General features: G+C 71.5%; 22 protein-coding genes. 13 read left to right on the forward strand and 9 right to left on the reverse strand.

The window, feature by feature from the left end; translation table 11 throughout:
• Nucleotides 1-14 precede the first annotated feature (14 nt).
• The 5 genes from ACFOX0_RS17680 to ACFOX0_RS17700 all read left to right on the forward strand — a co-directional run bounded on the left by ACFOX0_RS17680 (nt 15) and on the right by ACFOX0_RS17700 (nt 2,251).
• A complete protein-coding gene (locus tag ACFOX0_RS17680; RefSeq protein WP_377547069.1) occupies nt 15-932 on the forward strand; it encodes a helix-turn-helix domain-containing protein in 918 nt (305 codons plus the stop codon).
• A gap of 15 nt (nt 933-947) precedes the next feature.
• The gene (locus tag ACFOX0_RS17685) at nt 948-1,172 is read left to right on the forward strand and encodes a DUF397 domain-containing protein (RefSeq protein ID WP_377547071.1); all 225 of its coding nucleotides are present in this window, start codon (nt 948-950) and stop codon (nt 1,170-1,172) included.
• A 336-nt stretch (nt 1,173-1,508) separates the two neighbouring features.
• Nucleotides 1,509-1,700 carry a hypothetical protein gene (locus ACFOX0_RS17690; protein WP_377547073.1) on the forward strand — a complete coding sequence of 64 codons (192 nt, stop codon included), beginning with the start codon at nt 1,509-1,511 and terminating at the stop codon, nt 1,698-1,700.
• A gap of 5 nt (nt 1,701-1,705) precedes the next feature.
• On the forward strand, nt 1,706-1,891 hold the full coding sequence (locus ACFOX0_RS17695) for a hypothetical protein (protein ID WP_377547076.1): 186 nt from the start codon (nt 1,706-1,708) through the stop codon (nt 1,889-1,891).
• Between the two features lie 198 nt (nt 1,892-2,089).
• The gene (locus ACFOX0_RS17700) at nt 2,090-2,251 is read left to right on the forward strand and encodes a hypothetical protein (RefSeq protein WP_377547079.1); all 162 of its coding nucleotides are present in this window, start codon (nt 2,090-2,092) and stop codon (nt 2,249-2,251) included.
• Here the strand turns inward: ACFOX0_RS17700 and ACFOX0_RS17705 are convergent.
• Complete coding sequence (locus ACFOX0_RS17705; protein WP_377547080.1) at nt 2,236-2,451, reverse strand: hypothetical protein; 216 nt, start codon at nt 2,449-2,451, stop codon at nt 2,236-2,238. The two genes, ACFOX0_RS17700 and ACFOX0_RS17705, sit on opposite strands and share 16 nt — an antisense overlap.
• A 148-nt stretch (nt 2,452-2,599) precedes the next feature.
• On the opposite strand from ACFOX0_RS17705, the gene ACFOX0_RS17710 reads away from it, so the two are divergent.
• The 5 genes from ACFOX0_RS17710 (at nt 2,600) to ACFOX0_RS17730 (ending at nt 5,535) form a co-directional block, all read left to right on the forward strand.
• Nucleotides 2,600-3,961, forward strand: a complete 1,362-nt coding sequence (locus ACFOX0_RS17710; protein WP_377547083.1) for a hypothetical protein — start codon at nt 2,600-2,602, stop codon at nt 3,959-3,961.
• A 78-nt stretch (nt 3,962-4,039) separates the two neighbouring features.
• On the forward strand, nt 4,040-4,279 hold the full coding sequence (locus ACFOX0_RS17715) for a hypothetical protein (RefSeq protein WP_377547086.1): 240 nt from the start codon (nt 4,040-4,042) through the stop codon (nt 4,277-4,279).
• The gene (locus ACFOX0_RS17720) at nt 4,279-4,527 is read left to right on the forward strand and encodes a hypothetical protein (protein WP_377547088.1); all 249 of its coding nucleotides are present in this window, start codon (nt 4,279-4,281) and stop codon (nt 4,525-4,527) included. Before ACFOX0_RS17715 ends, ACFOX0_RS17720 begins: the two co-directional genes overlap by 1 nt.
• 13 nt (nt 4,528-4,540) lie before the next feature.
• Nucleotides 4,541-5,050, forward strand: coding sequence for a hypothetical protein (locus ACFOX0_RS17725; RefSeq protein WP_377547090.1), 510 nt, complete (start codon nt 4,541-4,543; stop codon nt 5,048-5,050).
• Entirely contained in the window at nt 5,050-5,535 is a 486-nt protein-coding gene (locus ACFOX0_RS17730; protein ID WP_377547092.1) for a hypothetical protein, read from the forward strand. The genes ACFOX0_RS17725 and ACFOX0_RS17730 overlap by 1 nt, the downstream gene beginning before the upstream one ends.
• 75 nt (nt 5,536-5,610) lie before the next feature.
• Here ACFOX0_RS17730 and ACFOX0_RS17735 read toward each other — a convergent pair whose 3' ends face one another.
• Complete coding sequence (locus tag ACFOX0_RS17735) at nt 5,611-5,859, reverse strand: hypothetical protein (RefSeq protein ID WP_377547094.1); 249 nt, start codon at nt 5,857-5,859, stop codon at nt 5,611-5,613.
• A 56-nt stretch (nt 5,860-5,915) separates the two neighbouring features.
• Here ACFOX0_RS17735 and ACFOX0_RS17740 point away from each other — a divergent pair, with 56 nt between their 5' ends.
• Genes ACFOX0_RS17740 through ACFOX0_RS17750 form a run of 3 tightly spaced genes read left to right on the forward strand, consistent with a single transcriptional unit; the run spans nt 5,916 to nt 6,669 of the window.
• The gene (locus tag ACFOX0_RS17740) at nt 5,916-6,236 is read left to right on the forward strand and encodes a hypothetical protein (protein ID WP_377547097.1); all 321 of its coding nucleotides are present in this window, start codon (nt 5,916-5,918) and stop codon (nt 6,234-6,236) included.
• A gap of 2 nt (nt 6,237-6,238) precedes the next feature.
• The gene (locus ACFOX0_RS17745) at nt 6,239-6,499 is read left to right on the forward strand and encodes a hypothetical protein (RefSeq protein WP_377547100.1); all 261 of its coding nucleotides are present in this window, start codon (nt 6,239-6,241) and stop codon (nt 6,497-6,499) included.
• Complete coding sequence (locus tag ACFOX0_RS17750) at nt 6,496-6,669, forward strand: hypothetical protein (protein WP_377547102.1); 174 nt, start codon at nt 6,496-6,498, stop codon at nt 6,667-6,669. The genes ACFOX0_RS17745 and ACFOX0_RS17750 overlap by 4 nt, the downstream gene beginning before the upstream one ends.
• Here ACFOX0_RS17750 and ACFOX0_RS17755 read toward each other — a convergent pair whose 3' ends face one another.
• From ACFOX0_RS17755 to ACFOX0_RS17785, 7 genes are read right to left on the reverse strand one after another with little or no spacing between them, the layout of a single operon-like run.
• Nucleotides 6,670-7,266 (reverse strand): hypothetical protein, encoded by a 597-nt coding sequence (locus ACFOX0_RS17755; RefSeq protein WP_377547105.1) that lies wholly within the window; start codon nt 7,264-7,266, stop codon nt 6,670-6,672.
• Nucleotides 7,263-7,559: a hypothetical protein gene (locus ACFOX0_RS17760; RefSeq protein ID WP_377547108.1), complete on the reverse strand. Its 297-nt coding sequence runs from the start codon at nt 7,557-7,559 to the stop codon at nt 7,263-7,265. Before ACFOX0_RS17760 ends, ACFOX0_RS17755 begins: the two co-directional genes overlap by 4 nt.
• An 8-nt stretch (nt 7,560-7,567) precedes the next feature.
• Complete coding sequence (locus ACFOX0_RS17765) at nt 7,568-8,335, reverse strand: N-acetylmuramoyl-L-alanine amidase (protein ID WP_377547111.1); 768 nt, start codon at nt 8,333-8,335, stop codon at nt 7,568-7,570.
• Nucleotides 8,332-8,631 (reverse strand): hypothetical protein, encoded by a 300-nt coding sequence (locus ACFOX0_RS17770; RefSeq protein ID WP_377547113.1) that lies wholly within the window; start codon nt 8,629-8,631, stop codon nt 8,332-8,334. Before ACFOX0_RS17770 ends, ACFOX0_RS17765 begins: the two co-directional genes overlap by 4 nt.
• A gap of 4 nt (nt 8,632-8,635) precedes the next feature.
• The gene (locus tag ACFOX0_RS17775) at nt 8,636-10,285 is read right to left on the reverse strand and encodes a hypothetical protein (protein ID WP_377547116.1); all 1,650 of its coding nucleotides are present in this window, start codon (nt 10,283-10,285) and stop codon (nt 8,636-8,638) included.
• Nucleotides 10,282-12,138, reverse strand: coding sequence for a hypothetical protein (locus ACFOX0_RS17780; RefSeq protein WP_377547118.1), 1,857 nt, complete (start codon nt 12,136-12,138; stop codon nt 10,282-10,284). Before ACFOX0_RS17780 ends, ACFOX0_RS17775 begins: the two co-directional genes overlap by 4 nt.
• Before the next feature lie 12 nt (nt 12,139-12,150).
• Nucleotides 12,151-14,943, reverse strand: coding sequence for a phage tail tape measure protein (locus ACFOX0_RS17785; RefSeq protein WP_377547120.1), 2,793 nt, complete (start codon nt 14,941-14,943; stop codon nt 12,151-12,153).
• Nucleotides 14,944-14,945 lie beyond the last annotated feature (2 nt).

Genomic DNA, 14,945 nt, shown 5'->3' on the forward strand with positions numbered 1-14,945 from the left:
TGAGGTAGCCGCCCATGCCCACCTGCATTATCCCGGCCAGCACGAAGGGCACCGCCGTGACACCCAACCCCCTGGCCAGACGACGCAGACTCAGCCGCGCCCTGGTCGATCTCCGCGACAAAGCCGGCTACGGCCACGTCGAGCTGGCCCGCCGCTCCGGCGTGACTGCCAGCGTCATCAGCCGCCTGGAGTCTCCCTCCGAACCGGGGCGGCGGCCCAACGTGCTGCACGTCCGCAAGCTCCTCGACGCGCTCGACGTGCCCCGCGGCTCCGACGAGTTCATCCACATCGAGAAGCTCGCCGAGGACGCCGCGGACAGCCGCTGGTGGGACTCGCACACCTACCGGGCGATGGGTGGCGGACAGCGCGTCTTCGCGCTCGTCGAGCTGGGCGCCGCGACGATCGACGAGTACGCGGCCGGGCTGCTTCCCGGCCTGGTCCAGACCGAGGAGTACGCCCGGCACCGGATCGCCGCCGGCGAGGAGGCCGACGTCGACGTGGACGCCATCGTGGCCGGACGACTCGGCCGGCAGCGGCAGCTCGCCGAGCAGGGCACGACGTACCGCCTGGTCCTCGAAGAGCACGCCGTCCGGCGGTACCCGGTGCCGCCGGCGGTGATGCTCGACCAGCTGCGGCACCTGCTCGACCTGGCCGACCGGCCGCAGGTCAGCATCCGGGTGCTGCCGGTCGCCGCGGACCTTGGCCCGGGACCGGCGCCGCGCGCACCGTACGCGCACATCAGCTACCCCGACCCGGACGACCCGCCCATCGTCATCATCGACGGTGTCGGGGATCCGCTACTCGACACGTCCGAGTCGAGTGTCTCGGGGTATGCGCGCCTCTGTGAGAGGCTGCGCCGGGCGGCTCTGTCTGACGCGGACAGTGCCGCTCTCATCCACCAGGTGGCCGGCGCGCTGGCCACCACGATCTGATCCGGAGGGATCGCCATGTCCGACCCGCAGTTCACCAACACCACCGACCCGAGGTTCACTGCCTGGCGGAAGTCGACGAAGTCCGGCAACGAGGGGACCTGCGTCTTCGTCGCCGAGTCGACCGACACCGTGGCGGTCGCCGACAGCAAGGCCGGCCCGGACGCGCCGATCGTGGCGGTCGACCGGGCCGCGTTCGCGGCGTTCATCGGCGCCGTCAAGGCGGGGACCCTCACCGCCTGACCTGCAACTTCTACAGAGGACGGCCGGCGCACCACGCGCCGGCCGTCCTTTTGCATCTCCATCGGGTGAGTCCCTTGTGACCTTGGATGGGGACTGTCAATGTGGTGTGTGCCGATCGGGACAATCCCAGCGGCACGGGCAGTGCGACGAACACGGTCTCCATCAGCACCGGTACGGCCGCCGGCGCGCTGCCACCCAGCAGGGTGCGGCAGTGGTGCGGGTGCTCCCGTTGCTACGGCCGCTGCCGCACCCCCGGATCGGCCCGGCGGCGCGTGGATCCCCGTCACCACGGGAGTAGGCAGCACGCCGCCGGGCCCCCGCAGAGGAGGTCCGCAAGTGCGCATCTCACTCCGACGGCAGGCGCCGGACCCGATCGCGGCGGCCAGCGCCGAGATCCTCCAGGCGGCCCACGACGACGACGCCGAGGAGGCCACCAAGGCCCGGGAGCGTCTGCTCCAACTGGCCCGCAACGACACCAGCGGCCGGTACCCGGGCCGGCCGACCGGCCGGATCGGCGGCAACCGTTGACCGCCATGGACGACGGCGCCACCCGATCCGACGTCATCCGGGCCATCCGGCTGACGTTCGCCCAGCACGACTGCGACGCCGGCCAAGCGCGGCAACGCCGGTGCCCGCACTGCACGCCGGACGGCTGCAGGCAGCTGGAGTGGGCCAACCGGGAGTGGCGCGACCTCGGCCGGGGCGGTGGTCAGCGGTGACGCCCGACGACCTGCGCCGCGGCCGGCTCCTCTACTGGATCGTCCTGGCCATCCTGGCGGCCGTGATCATCGGCGGTGTCGCCCGGAGGTGGCCCGGATGACCGGCCCGGCAAAGCCGCGCGACACCCGGTGCCTGACCTGCCACCTGCTCGGAGGGCGAAAGCACGCCCGCTGCGGCGGATGGGCCAAGGACGGACCGTGCACGTGCAAGCCCTGCTGGCCGCCCGGGACCAGCCCGCCGCCCCGGCCGGTCCTGCCGTTCACCAAGGGATGGCGGCCGACTCGATGACGACCGGCACGACGATGCCCCGCCCACCCAACCGGGTGGGCGGGGCCGCTGGCGTCTACTCCTCGCGCTGAGCCGCCCGACGTCGGAGGAACTCGTGCACCGCTGCTGGCTGAACGTACCGGTAGCCGCTCTCGGACCGGTACCAGTCCTGGCCTCGGGCGCCGAACTCGCCGCGGTCGACGCGGCGGCGAATGGTGTCGACACTGTCCGGGTAGCCGGCGGCCTGGACCTGGTCCGTCACCTGCCGCACGGTGAGCCACTCGGATGCCACGTCGCCCCTCTCCGCGATCCCTCGCAACTCTGGCGAGTGCCCCGATGATCGCAGATCAACAGGCTGGAGGGCAGTACCGGGTGGGGGCGACATGCCGTAACCCTAGCAACGTTGGCAACTCTGGCAACCCTGTGCCATGATTCCCCGCATGAACGTGCCCACCTGGCTCAGCGCGATCGCCGACCACGCCCAGGCGTACGCCCCGCACATCGCGGCCGGCGCCGGCGCGGTCGGCATGATCCTCGCCGCCTACGCCATCCGCCGTTTCACCAGAGACCGTGAGCACGACGACCTGGCGGCGAACCTCGGCGTGATCCTCTTCGGCGTCGTCACCACCGAGGGGATGTGGGAGGTCGTCCGCCACAAGCTCGGCGTCAACGTCGGCCTTACTATCGCGATGTTCGCCGCGTTCGACGTGGTCATCTACTCGCAGGGCCGGGCCGCGATCCGCAAGCTCACCGCGAACCCGAAGGCCCGCGTCGGCACCTACCTGGCCATCATCTGGGCCCTGTCGATCGCCGCCGCGCTCACCGTCTCCACCGCTGGCGGGAACGTCACCACCCAGCTATTCCGGCTGTTCTCCCCGCTGGTGGCCGCCGCCCTCTGGACGCAGAAGGTCACCGAGCTGCGTAACGGCAAGGCCGAGCGGGTCGAGTCCAACTGGATCTGGACTCCGACCCGGATCCTGGTCGAGAAGGGCTGGATGAAGCCCGGCGCGGCAGAGGACCTCACCGAGGTGTTCCGCAAGCGGCGCATCGCCGCCTTGGTCGACGCCGGTCTGGAGCTGGACGCCCAGTTGAAAGCTGCGGACCAGCGGACCGACCGGGCGAAGGCGTCGAGGTGGCGTCGGCAGGATCCGCTCGTGGCCGCCCGGCGCCGGGTCCAGCGGCTGACCAAGGCCGCCGACCCGGACGACGTGGCCGCCGCCCGCCGCCAGCTGCGCATGACGCTGAACATCGAGCAGGAACTGTTCCGCGACGACAGCGCCCCGTCCGATGACGAGCGGGAGCTGCTCGACGAGGTCCGCCGAATCATGACCCAGGCCACCACCCGGGTCCGCGACGACCACGCGCGAGGCGGCGAGGTCTGGTCCAACCCGATGATCCAGATCCGGCCCACGACCCCCGAACGGGCGGCCCTCGTGCGCCACCTCGACGACCGCTCGATGGGTCGACTCGACGCGATCGTTGACGCCGTCACCGACCCGCCCGCTGAGTCGGCACCGACCCACACGCCGACTCACGGCGACCCGGCCCAGCGACCCACCACCGACCCAGCACCGGCGCCCCGCCGTGAGTCGACCCGGGCCGCGACCCGACCCACCCGATCGACCGTCACCGAGCCGGTCCGTGAGTCGGCCGCTGGGTCAACCCAGGCCGACGACAAGCGACTCGCCGCCGCGTACAAGCGGCTCGCCAGGAAGTTCGGCCGGCCGCCGTCCGGCACCGAACTCGCCGCCGAGGCTGGTGTCAGCAAGTCGACCGCGAACCGCTGGAAGAGCAGGCAGTAGAAGCCCCGGGGCGCGGCTCACCGACCAAAGCAGGGCCGCGCCCCGGGTCCCAACCCCATCGGAGGAAGGACCCACATCATGACGCAGGAGCTCATCCTCGCGGAGCCGGCCACGCCGGAAGCGTCGCCGCCGCCCCCACGGCCGTGGACCCGGGCCGCACTGATCCTCACCGCGCTGACCATCGGGTCGGTCGGCGTGGGCATCTACGGCGACCTGACCGGCCACGCTGCCCTGGTCCGGGCCGCCTGGATCGGCCTGGCCGTGTTCGGCGCGGCCCTGTTCCTGGTGCTGTTCGGCGCGGACCGGGAGGCAAGCTGATGTCTGCGCACCAGCCGCCGATACCCCGGTACCGGCTCCACATCTTCGACGGCACGTACGAGGTGCTGCACCACCGCACCTACGTGGTGACGCTCGACCTGAACGCCCCCGGCTTCGGCAGCGTCCTCGACCGGCACCTCCAGCAGCTCACCCGCGAAGCCGTCACGGCCAACGAGCCGATGGACGCCCCGCGGCTGGAGGTCCGCGACCTGGCCGGCAACAAGGTGCTCGACTGGACGGGGGCCTGACGTGGCGCACACCATGTCCCCGACCGCCGTGGCCATCCTGCTCGTGCTGGCCATCGTCGTCGACTACATGTCCGTCGGACCGAACAGCCTGCGGGACCGGCTCGCGTTCATCATGGCCACCCCCGCCATCCGCGAAGGCTTCAACGGGTCGCCGCTGGACCGCAAGACCGTCGAGGCGGCCGGCGGCCTCATCCAGCACCTGCTCAACTCGACCAACGGCGCATACATCGCCGGCGCGTCCGTCAACGCGATCCTCGGCGCCATCATCGGCATCCTGTGGATCTACGTCATCGGCTGCATGCTGCCCACCAAGGCGAGCAAGCGGTTGGGCCGCTTCGCCACGCTGACCTGGCCACAGTCCGGCCTGTACCGGCTCAACGGCAAGCTCTGGGCCGCCGCGGTGATACTCGGGCTGATGTCCGACCTGCCCCGCGGCTTCATCGGTGACCTGACTCGCGGATCCATCGACCTGGCCACCAGCCTGGTCGCGCCCCTGCCCGCCTTCCTGTTCGGAGCTGCCTGATGCTGACCACGATCCTCGCGGCCGCCACCGAGCCGCACCGCGGCTGGGGCGGACCCGTCGCCCTCGGCATCGTCGTCGTCGCCTACGCCACCGGCGCGGCCCTGCACTGGGAATGGCGTAAGCGCCGCGGTGACCTCCCCTCCCCCGCCGAGGGGGGTGACAACCGCCGTGGTGTCAACCCGCAGCTCAGCGAGGTGTCTGACACCGATGACACCACCGCTGACACCCCGTGGTGGGGGCGGATCGTCGAGCGCGGCGGCCGGCGAGTCCGGGTCGTGCCCGGCGCCGTCCCGGAGCGGGATCCGGAGCTGGACTGGGACCTGGAGGAGGGCGACACCGAGACGCTCGAAGAGGCCGTCGACCGGATGGATCAGGACGGCGTGCCGTACGCGGAGATCGTCCGCCGGGTGATGGCGGACTACGAGGTGTCGGAGTCGACGGCGAAGCGCCGGATCCGGGAGAGCCGGCAGGCCCGCGCGGCCTGACCCCCGGACAGCGCGAAGCGCCCCGCCTCCCACCAGGGGAGAGCGGGGCGCTATCGCGTTGCAGGTCGGGCCGGGTCAGCCCTGGCGACGCATCAGCCGGGCCACCGTCGCCGGCGACCACACTCGACTGCGGCCGGCCAGCGCGGCCACCAGCGGCGCCACCACGGCCACCACGCCGAGGATCGCCGACTGCTGGCCGTCGGAGATGTTGAGCCCGAACGCGATGAGCAGGGCCAGGACGGCGGTGACGCCAGCGGTGATCGCGCCGACGCTGACCAGCGGCTCCGACGGTGCGGACTCGGGGTCGGTGGGGATCTGGGTCATAGCCTCTCCTAGTTTCTGTCTTGCACAAACCCGGGTTTCTGCATTACACTTATGGCATGACGGAGACGATGTACATCAGGTTCGGAGCCCTCCCCGAGGGCGGCCGGTCCACCAACGCCGAGACCGACGAACTCGAAGCGGGCGTCTCCTGCTACCGCGCCGAGTGGCAGGACGCCGACCGGGACGTCATCTGCGTCTACGTCCCCTCCGACATCTGCATCGGCACCATCAACCAGATCGACGACCGGCCCGTCTACATCGTCACCGGCGACCTGCTCGACACCGTTGGCGGCGACGGCGAACCGCTCATGACCGGATGCACCGCCGAGCTGGTCGGCCCGGTCGAAATCGTCAACTACTGCATCGAGGAGAACTGACCATGGAGTACTTCGTGATGGCATCCACCGGTATCGAGGACAACGCCGCACCAGCATGGATGCTGGTAGACGACGCGGATTCGGTACTAAACGCCGTACCACTCCAACCCGGCGACAGCTACGCCGACGGCGTAGCCAGGTTGAAGGCCGCAGGCATCATCCCCGCCGATGCCGAAATCGTGGACCGGGAGCCCACCTCCTACCCATGGACCCCACGCGACCTCGATGAGCGGCTGACCCTCGCGGCCGGTGGGCCGCAGTGACGGAGCAGCCGCGCCGACCGGGCCGCCCGGCCACCGGCAAGACCCCGACCCGGTCCATGCGACTCGGCCCCAACTACGACCGGGCCAAGGCCAAGGCCAAGGCCAACGGCGAGACCATCAGCGCGGTGGTCGAGCGGCTGCTCGCCGAGTACGTCGCTGAGCCGAGGTAGTCAGTCAGCGGCGCAGGCCGCGATCTGCCGGGCCCCGCCCGTCGTCACCACGGTCACCGTCTCCGGGTGCGTCCCTGCCGGGCACTGCGCACCGGCCGGCCCGGCCTCACCCTGCGGCCCGCGCTCGCCCCGCTCGCCCTTGGGCCCGACCGGACCCGCCGGACCGGCCGGGCCTGGTGGTCCCTGCGGACCCGCCGCACCGCCTGGCCCGTCCTTGCCCGCCGCCCCGTCCTGTCCGGCCGCACCCGCCGGCCCGGTCGGGCCGGTCGCGCCCTTGTCGCCATCCAGACCCGGCACACCCGGAGGGCCAGGCGGCCCGACCGGACCCGCCGGGCCAGCCGGACCCGGGTCGCCACGCAGATCCGCCGGATCCACCACGCAGGTACCACCGAGCTGCCGCACCTGCTGGCACAGCTGCTCCGCCCCGGAGACGGCGGTGTCGGCGCGCTGCTGCTGCTGGGCGGTCTGCCGGCCCAACGTCGACACCCACCAGCCGATACCGGCCGCCATCACCGCCGCCGCCAGGACCGACACGATCAGCCGGCGCCGGGCTCGCCGGTCCATCCGCTTGTTGAGCCGCCGGGTCTCATCCGTCACGGCGCACCGCCCGGCGGCCGGTAGCGGGCCAGTTCTCGCTCGGCGAGCGCGGCCCGGTCCTCGGCCGCACGCCGGCCGGCGCGGGCCTCGTCGACGGCTTGCTGCAGCGCCTCGGACGCCGCCACCGCGGCGCGGGCCCTGGCGTCCGCCTCGTCTGCCCGCCGTTCCGCCCGGTCGACGGCGTCCTGGTACTCGCGACGATCAGCCCGGTTGCTGGCGAGCAGGTAGCCGATGACGACGGCGAGCAGGCCAAGGCCGCCACCAGTGGTGGCCAGGGTTGCCAGGTCGCCCACACGTCAGCTCAGCTCGTTGGCGCGGTGCGGACCGGTCCGCCGAGCAGGGTCATCCGCGCCTCGTCCTTGACCGTGATCACCGGCACGCCGGACGGCATCTCGTCCGACGCGACCAGGGCGACCCGCTCCGGACCGGAGCCGTAGTCCCGGGACAGCCAGATCGTCTTGTCGTTGGGCAGCTTCAGCATCAGCATGTTGTCGTCCTTCCTGGTTGGTTTCGCCGCCGGGGTCGGGGCGGGCTTGGGCGGGTTCAGGGCCGCGTTGACCGCCTGAAACAGCCGGTCCCACGGGAAGTTCGGCCCGGGGTCGTCGTGGGTGGTGCCGCCCCACGCCCGCCGCATGTCGTCGTGGCTGTAGAACGCGCGCACGGTCGGGTTGCGGACCATCTCGGCCACGGTCGCCCGCCGCACCGCGATCCCGTACGCCCGGCACACCTGGGCCATGACCCGGCCGAGTTGCGTCCACGCGACGTTGTCCAGCCACCACTGGCGGCTCTTGCCGTTCGTGCCGGTGATCTCGACCGCGACGGCGTGGTTGTTGCCATAGGTCGACCCGGCGTGCCCGGCCCGCACCGACGTGTCCAGCGACTGGATCACCTCGCGGCCATCGACGTAGAAGTGGCTGCTGGTGCCGTCGGTGCGGCGGGTCGCGTACGACGCCTCATCGCGCGCGCTCGCGTCGTTGCTGGTGTTGTGGATCGCGATGCCGTACTTCCGGCCGTCCGGATCCGAGTAGCCGTTGCGGCCCTGCACGAAGCTGATGCCCGAGACCTTCACGCGGCGCCGCCGTTGGTGGCGAGCACGTGGTAGGCGTCGAGGGTGTCGACGGCCAGCCACGGAATGCGCTGCCCGGGCGGGTATCCGTCCGGGCACTCGTAGATCACGTACTGGCCGGTCTGGACGGTCACGCTGCCGAACGGGATCGGCCCCGGGGCGAGCGTCAGAACCCCGTCCTCCTCGGACACGATCGCCGGCCCGGCCTCGGGCGTGATCGGCACCAACATCTCGGCCGAGTTGGTGCCGTCGTACTGTCGGGCGTAGATGATCGGCGTCACGGTGAGCAGGTCAGGCATGTCGTTACCTCCGTGGGTTGCTGACGGCGCGGGCCAGGTCCGCGAGGGCCTGCGGCACCGACGGGGCGGGCGAATCCAGGTCGAGCGTGGCGGCGGCGTCGGACGCCCGGTATTCGGCGGCGACGATGCGGAACACCGTCACGCCGTCCCTGCTGGTGGCGTTGAGGGCGTCGGGGCGAGGCAGGATGCCGCGGACCCGGATCAGGCCGGGCCGGATCTCCCACGGCATGACGTACCGGTGCGTCGTCAAATCCAGCACGGGCCCCGAGATACGCAGCCGGCCGGCGTTGGGCGGGTACTGGCGGGCGGCCAGCCAGGCGTCACCGACCCGCTGCGCCGCCGCCGTGGACCACACCTCGTCCCCCAGGTCAACCTGCCCCTGCCGCACCAGGCCTGCGGCGTCGAGCGCCGGCACGGTGGCGGTCCGGGTGAGGGTGAGGACCCGGCCACTCAGGTCCCGGCCCCTGACGGTCACCTGGTTGTAGAGGCCGTCAGCGCTGCCCTGCGAGTCGTAGCCGTCGACCACGTCAGCCTCGTACCGCACCGTGTTCGGCACCGGCGTCCACTCGAAGCGGAATTTCCCGGACGCGGTGCGCTCCCAGGCCCGCCAGGTGTAGCCGGCCTCCAGGGCCAGCAGGTCCTGGAGCACCTTCTCCGGCGTCACCCCGTCCGGGTAGGCCAGCTGGTCGATGCCGTAGCTGGTCGTGGCGATGATGGCGGTCGACCCGTCGAACCCGGTCAGCACCCGGCCGAGCAGGTCCGCCACCACCTCCGACGCGAGGACGGTGGGCGCCGCGTACCCGGTCGTGATCTCCGTGCCGGTGGCGGTGAGCAGCATCGTGCGCAGCGACACGTTGTAGAGCGACGCCCACCAGGTGTCCGCGGTCACCGTCCCGGCGCCGCCCGCGTACTGGATCCAGAACTCGGCCGTGTTCCGCCAGGTCGGGGACGGGTTGTTCGGGAAGTTCGTCACGACGGTCGGGCTGGCCGAACCGCCGGCCGTGGTCCACGTCTGCGTCGAGGCGACCTCACCCGTGCCGACGTTGCCGTCCGTGCGGGTCACCAGCTGCACCGTCAGGTTCGGCGAGGTGATCCCAGCGTCCCAGGTGTACGACACCCTGGCGATCTTCTGGCCGGCCGCCTGGGCGCCGCTGTGCCGCACCACCACCCGCGACCCCGACGACACCGCCAGGGCCTGCGGGAAGCGCAGCACCAGCGCCTGCCGCAGGCCCGCCGCGTCGCCCGGGTCCACGCTGGTACCGTCCTGACCGCCTGGGGTGGCGTTGTCCACCCGCTGCCACGGCGAGTAGCCGCCGTCCACGTAGAGCAGCGGCAGCGTCCGGTCTTGGGTGTGCGCCTTCCCGCCCAGCGCGGCGAGGTCCCACACCTGCCCGTCACGGCCCGCACTGCGGCCGGGATCCTCCAGACGCCCCTCCCACACCGTGGTCCCGTTGCGGGCGTCATGCACGGTCAACGTGCCGTAGTAGGCGATCTCGGCCGGCTGCAGGGACAACGGCCGGTCGAGGCTCACTCGGCAGGACGCGTACCCGCCCGGGTCGGTCCAGCCGAACGTCAAGTCGCGCACCTGGGCGCCGATGTGCATGTCCGTCGACGTGGTGGACAGCCGCACCGTCAGCGGGATCGGCAGGCTCATGTCGTCGCCGGCCGCACGTACAGGTAACGCGGGTGGTAGCTGGCGGTGATCACGGTGCTGTTGCCGAGCGTCGGCGTCGCGCCGCTGGCCCGCGTACCCGCGTCCTGCAACCAGACGATGCGGTTGGTGACGCCGGGGCTGACCATCGGCAGGCCACCCATGATCGGCACCTTGCCGGTGGTACGCACCTCACCGGCCGCGCCGACGCCGTAGGCCATGACGCGCGCCGAGTCGAGCACGATGCTGGTCAGCGCGGTGTCGACCGGCCAGTCCACCACCGCCAGCCGGTCATCGGCCGGCACGAACAGCACCACGTCCCAGTCGAGAGTGCCGGACCCGGACGACCGAGACGCCAACAGCAGCAGCGTCTGCGGCGCCACCGCGAGTTCCACACCGGTCGAGTCGGTGACCGGGTCCGCGCCGGCCGGCACCGGCAGCAGCCCCAGATCCGCCCAGACCGGCACGTTCGCAAACCCCTGCGGCAGGGTGACGGTGTCGGTGGTCGCCGGCGTCGTCGGCGTCGACACGAGCGCCTGCACGTTGATCACGTCGCTGCCATTGGACTTGCGGACCCGGGCGAACACCCGGTAGGTGCCCCTGGTGTCGGGCGTCGTGCCGGATGGCCAGGCGGCCAGCCGGGCCCGGTTGACCAAGTTCGCGTTCGTGGCGAACGTCGTCCTCAAGAAATTCTGGCCGCCGCCGGACATGTTGGGGTCGCCCGCCGCCGCGGCGATGGCCGTGTCGGTCAGGCCCGTCATCGTCTCCGCCTGCAACACCAGCGGCATCTGCGCCGGCGTGCCGCGGCGCCGGACCGCGATCACCGACCGGCGCGGATCCGACCCGCCCGTCAGGGAGCCCTGCGCGATCGCCAGGTTCAGGGGCGTCTCGACGTCGCCTTTCACGCCGGCGACGTCCCAGCAGCAGCCGGTGCCGGCGCCGTCCGCCCACGTCATGATGCTGTCGACGTACCAGGGGTTCCCGGCGCCCGGGGTGCCCGGGTCGGTCGTCGTGATCCGCCGGAATGCAGCACCGGCCGGTGCGGTGAACTTCGTGGGCCCGTACCCGACCCAGGTGTCCGTCGGCGCCGCCAGGCTGATCGCCGACGTGCTGATCAGCGAGTGGCTGGAGTTGTACCAGGCCAGGTTGATCGTACGGGTCGCCGCCGACCACGACCGCAGCCGACCGGACAGCCAGTACGAGTTGCCGGCCGTGGCGGGCAACTCCTCCGACTGGGCGCCCGGGCCCGCGCTGGCGGCCGGGGTTATCGTCAGCGCGCCCAGGCCCTCCCACGACAGGATCGTGGTCCGGGCCACCGACGCACCGTTCACGCCGGACCAGTTGCTGGCGTCCGTCTCGAAGTACGGGTTGGCGTTGTCCACCTGGTTCGCGAGGGCCGGGTCGTTGGCGACCCGCACCGCCGGCAACGTCTCCAGCACTCCGAGCGCGAACGGCTCGGCGGGGATCTGCGCCACCAGCTCCTTCTGCACGGGATCCCAGATCATCGAGGACGGCGCGGTGCGGAACGTCCGGAAGAACACCGGCGCGCTGGTCCCGGGCCGGTACCGCATGATGTTGCTCTGCCGGTCCAGCTCCCGCATCAGCGTCTGCAACGCCGCAGCCGTGGCGTCGTCCGACGCCGCGCGGATCTGCACCACCAGGGTGATGACCCGGTTGGCGTAGGCGGCCGCCGGGTAGCGGTCGCCGTCGGCCAGCAGCGTCGACACCGCCGACCGGCGTAGGTCCGGCAGGTCGAACACCGTGTTGTCGCGGACGTTCCACGGCGACAGGCCGAGGTCGAGCCGGACGGTAGCCGTGGCGGAGATGCTGTCGACGAACTGCACGTCGTAACCCACCGGCAGGTCTCCTCACCTGGCGAGAAGGTTGGCCTCGCGGCCCTGGATGTATCCGACGGTCCGGCCGTCCATCTGCACGGACACCCCGGCCAGCGCGGCCCGGATCGCCTGCGCCAACGCCATCGGACTCGGCCCGGCGGACGCCGGTGCGGCCTGCGGGGCGGAGGGGGCGAACTGCTGCCAGCCACCCCACCAGTGCTCGATGGCGTACCCGACCAACGCCCTGGTCCGGTCCATGTCCCCGTACCGTGGTGCGAACAGCTCGCCGCCGGTGGCTGGTTCGGCCCAGGCGTAGCGGGCCGGTCCGGACGGAGCAGCGATTTGCGCCTGCCGCAGTAGTCCGGCCTCGGCGTGCTGGACGACGCCGCCCCACCGCATCCCGGTCGAGTAGCCCAGTCCGGTTCCCTTGGCGCCGCCGAACCCGCCGGACGGTTCGGCCTCGACCCGGATCCGGGCCTTCATACCGTTGATCCGCGCGATCAGGCTGTTCACGGCCCCGACCGCCGGGCCGGTGTCGGCCGTAACCTTCGTGTTCTTCGCGGCCGGCAGCTTGCCGTAGGTGGCGATCAGGGTGTCGATCTGCGCGTCCGTCAACCCGGCCTGGTGCAAGGTTTTGCGAAGCTGGCCGATGTACTGGTTGTAGACGCCGTTGGCCAACTCGATCGACCCGGTCTCTTCCAGCTTGCGCTGGGCGGCGTCGGCGGCGGCCTGCGCGGCCTGCCCGACCGCGACCCGGTTCTCCAGCGCCTTGCGGCTGTTCCCCTCGATCTCGCGGCCATTGTCGGCGAAGCTCTGCTTCACCTTGTCGATCGCATCCCGAACCCGCAGCTGGCTCTCGTCGAACGACAACGCGGCACCGTTGAGCTGCTTCCACACGTCCAGCAGCGTCTGACCCTTCTCGATGGCCTGCTGCAGGCTGCCGACCATCGTTTGGGCGTTCGCGCCGACCGACCCGAACCCCTGGGCCAGCCCCGAATTGGCCGCCGCAGCGGCCTGCGCGGCCTGGTTGTACTGCGGCAACATCCCCGTGAGCTGGGCGAACTGCTCATCCGTCAGGGCGCCCGACGATCGCAGCTCATCGAGGGCGATCCGGGCCTGACTGGCGCCGCCGGCGGCGACCATCTGCGCCAACGCCGTATCCAGATCTTTGACCCGCTGCACGGCCTGCGGGTCGACCGGATCCCATCCCTCGGCGGCCTCGGCGGCGGTCAGGCCGGCGGCGACGTCGGCTTGCGTCCGGGCCAAGTCGGCCATGCCCTTGGTGATGCTGGTGACGTCCTGGCCGATCTTCTGCAGGTGGTCGCCGTACCGGCTGGCCAACTCGCCAGCGACCTTGCCCGAGTCAGCAAACTCCTTCAGCGAAGTGGTCAGCTTGTCGATGTCGGCCTTGACCGGGGCATGGCGTCTCTCGACCCAGTCGCCGAACGCCTGGAAGCCGGCGAAAGCCAAGCCCACGCCGGCGCCGATCAGACCGATCCGGCCCACCACCGACCCGATCCGGCCGAGCCCGGCCGCGGCCCTCTCACCGGTCGGGCCCATGTCCCGCAGCGACTGCAACGCGTCACCCGCGGTCGCCTTGAGCTTCAGCAGACCGGCCACGGCGAGCAGCCCGGCGCCGCCGAACCCGGACAGCACCGTCAGGCTGGTCTGCAGCGGGCCGGGCAGCGACGAGAAGGCGTCGACCAGGCCGTCGACGGCCTGCACCAGGATCCTGAGCCCCGAGTTGGCGCCGGACCCGGCCTCGATGGCGAGGGTTTCCAGCGATCCCTTCAGCCGCTCGATGTCGCCAGCCAAGTTGTCCGTTTTTTTCCGGGCCGTCTCGGCGGCGGCGCCCTGGTCGTCGACGGCGTCCCGGTACTCGCGCACCCCGGACGCGCCGATTTCGTACAGCACGCTGGCGCCCCGGACCGCGTCGGCGCCGAAGATGGTGGCCAGGGCGGACTGGCGCTGCTGCTGGGTGAGCCCGCCGAGCGCCGTCTGCAGCTGCCCGGCCATCTTCTCGACGCCGACGAAGTTGCCCTGGGCGTCGTACAGGTTGATGCCCAGTTCCTTCATCAGCCCGGCCGCTTTGTTGGTCGGGTTGGCGACCATCTGCAGCATCGTCTTGAGGCTGGTGCCGGCGTCGGAGCCGACCAGCGCGCGGTCCGCGAACGCACTGAGGACGCCGACGGTGTCTTCGAGGCTGAGTCCGGCTTGCTTGGCGACCAGGCCGCCCATCCGCAGCGCCTCACCCATCTCGTGCACGTCCGTGGCGCTCTTGTTGGCGCTGGCCGACAGCACGTCCGCGATGTGCCCCACGGACTGGCCGCTGAGCCCGAAGACGTTCATCGCCTTGGCGGAAATGTCGGCGGCCTCGGCGAGGTCGAGCGACCCGGCCGCCGCCAGCGCGAGCGAGCCGTTGAGGGCGCCGCCGAGGATGTCCGCCGTGGAGATGCCGGCCTTGGCCAGTTCCTCCTCTGCCTGCGCCGCCTGGGACGCGGAGAACGAGGTGGCCTTGCCTGCTTCCAGGGCGGCGGCCCGCAGCTGGTCGAGTTCCTGCGCCGAGCCATTCGTGACGGCGTTGACCGCGCTCATCTGCTTGTCGAAATCGGCCGCCGCCTTGGCCGCGTACGCGAACGCCCCGGCCAGCACCAGCCCGGCGCCGCCGGCGGCCTGGGACAGGTCGTTGAACCGGGCCCGGTTCTTCTCGTGCAGCCCGTCCAGCTCGCCCCGGAAGTCCTTGACCGACTTCGCCGCGGTGCTGATCCCGGCCTGGAACCCCGCCACGCGGGCGACCAGGGACACAGTGATGCTGCGGTCAGCCACCC

This window comes from Micromonospora zhanjiangensis, from assembly GCF_042650605.1.
GTDB lineage: Bacteria > Actinomycetota > Actinomycetes > Mycobacteriales > Micromonosporaceae > Micromonospora_J > Micromonospora_J zhanjiangensis.

Excerpts from the sequence above, each read along its gene's own strand:
- ACFOX0_RS17720 (WP_377547088.1), top strand. The coding sequence starts at position 4,279 with ATGTCTGCGCACCAGCCGCCGATACCCCGGTACCGGCTCCACATCTTC.
- ACFOX0_RS17715 (WP_377547086.1), top strand. The coding sequence starts at position 4,040 with ATGACGCAGGAGCTCATCCTCGCGGAGCCGGCCACGCCGGAAGCGTCG.
- ACFOX0_RS17695 (WP_377547076.1), top strand. The coding sequence starts at position 1,706 with ATGGACGACGGCGCCACCCGATCCGACGTCATCCGGGCCATCCGGCTG.
- ACFOX0_RS17775 (WP_377547116.1), bottom strand. The coding sequence starts at position 10,285 with ATGAGCCTGCCGATCCCGCTGACGGTGCGGCTGTCCACCACGTCGACG.
- ACFOX0_RS17680 (WP_377547069.1), top strand. The coding sequence starts at position 15 with ATGCCCACCTGCATTATCCCGGCCAGCACGAAGGGCACCGCCGTGACA.
- ACFOX0_RS17735 (WP_377547094.1), bottom strand. The coding sequence starts at position 5,859 with ATGACCCAGATCCCCACCGACCCCGAGTCCGCACCGTCGGAGCCGCTG.
- ACFOX0_RS17730 (WP_377547092.1), top strand. The coding sequence starts at position 5,050 with ATGCTGACCACGATCCTCGCGGCCGCCACCGAGCCGCACCGCGGCTGG.
- ACFOX0_RS17710 (WP_377547083.1), top strand. The coding sequence starts at position 2,600 with ATGAACGTGCCCACCTGGCTCAGCGCGATCGCCGACCACGCCCAGGCG.
- ACFOX0_RS17745 (WP_377547100.1), top strand. The coding sequence starts at position 6,239 with ATGGAGTACTTCGTGATGGCATCCACCGGTATCGAGGACAACGCCGCA.
- ACFOX0_RS17770 (WP_377547113.1), bottom strand. The coding sequence starts at position 8,631 with ATGCCTGACCTGCTCACCGTGACGCCGATCATCTACGCCCGACAGTAC.
- ACFOX0_RS17685 (WP_377547071.1), top strand. The coding sequence starts at position 948 with ATGTCCGACCCGCAGTTCACCAACACCACCGACCCGAGGTTCACTGCC.
- ACFOX0_RS17740 (WP_377547097.1), top strand. The coding sequence starts at position 5,916 with ATGACGGAGACGATGTACATCAGGTTCGGAGCCCTCCCCGAGGGCGGC.
- ACFOX0_RS17725 (WP_377547090.1), top strand. The coding sequence starts at position 4,541 with ATGTCCCCGACCGCCGTGGCCATCCTGCTCGTGCTGGCCATCGTCGTC.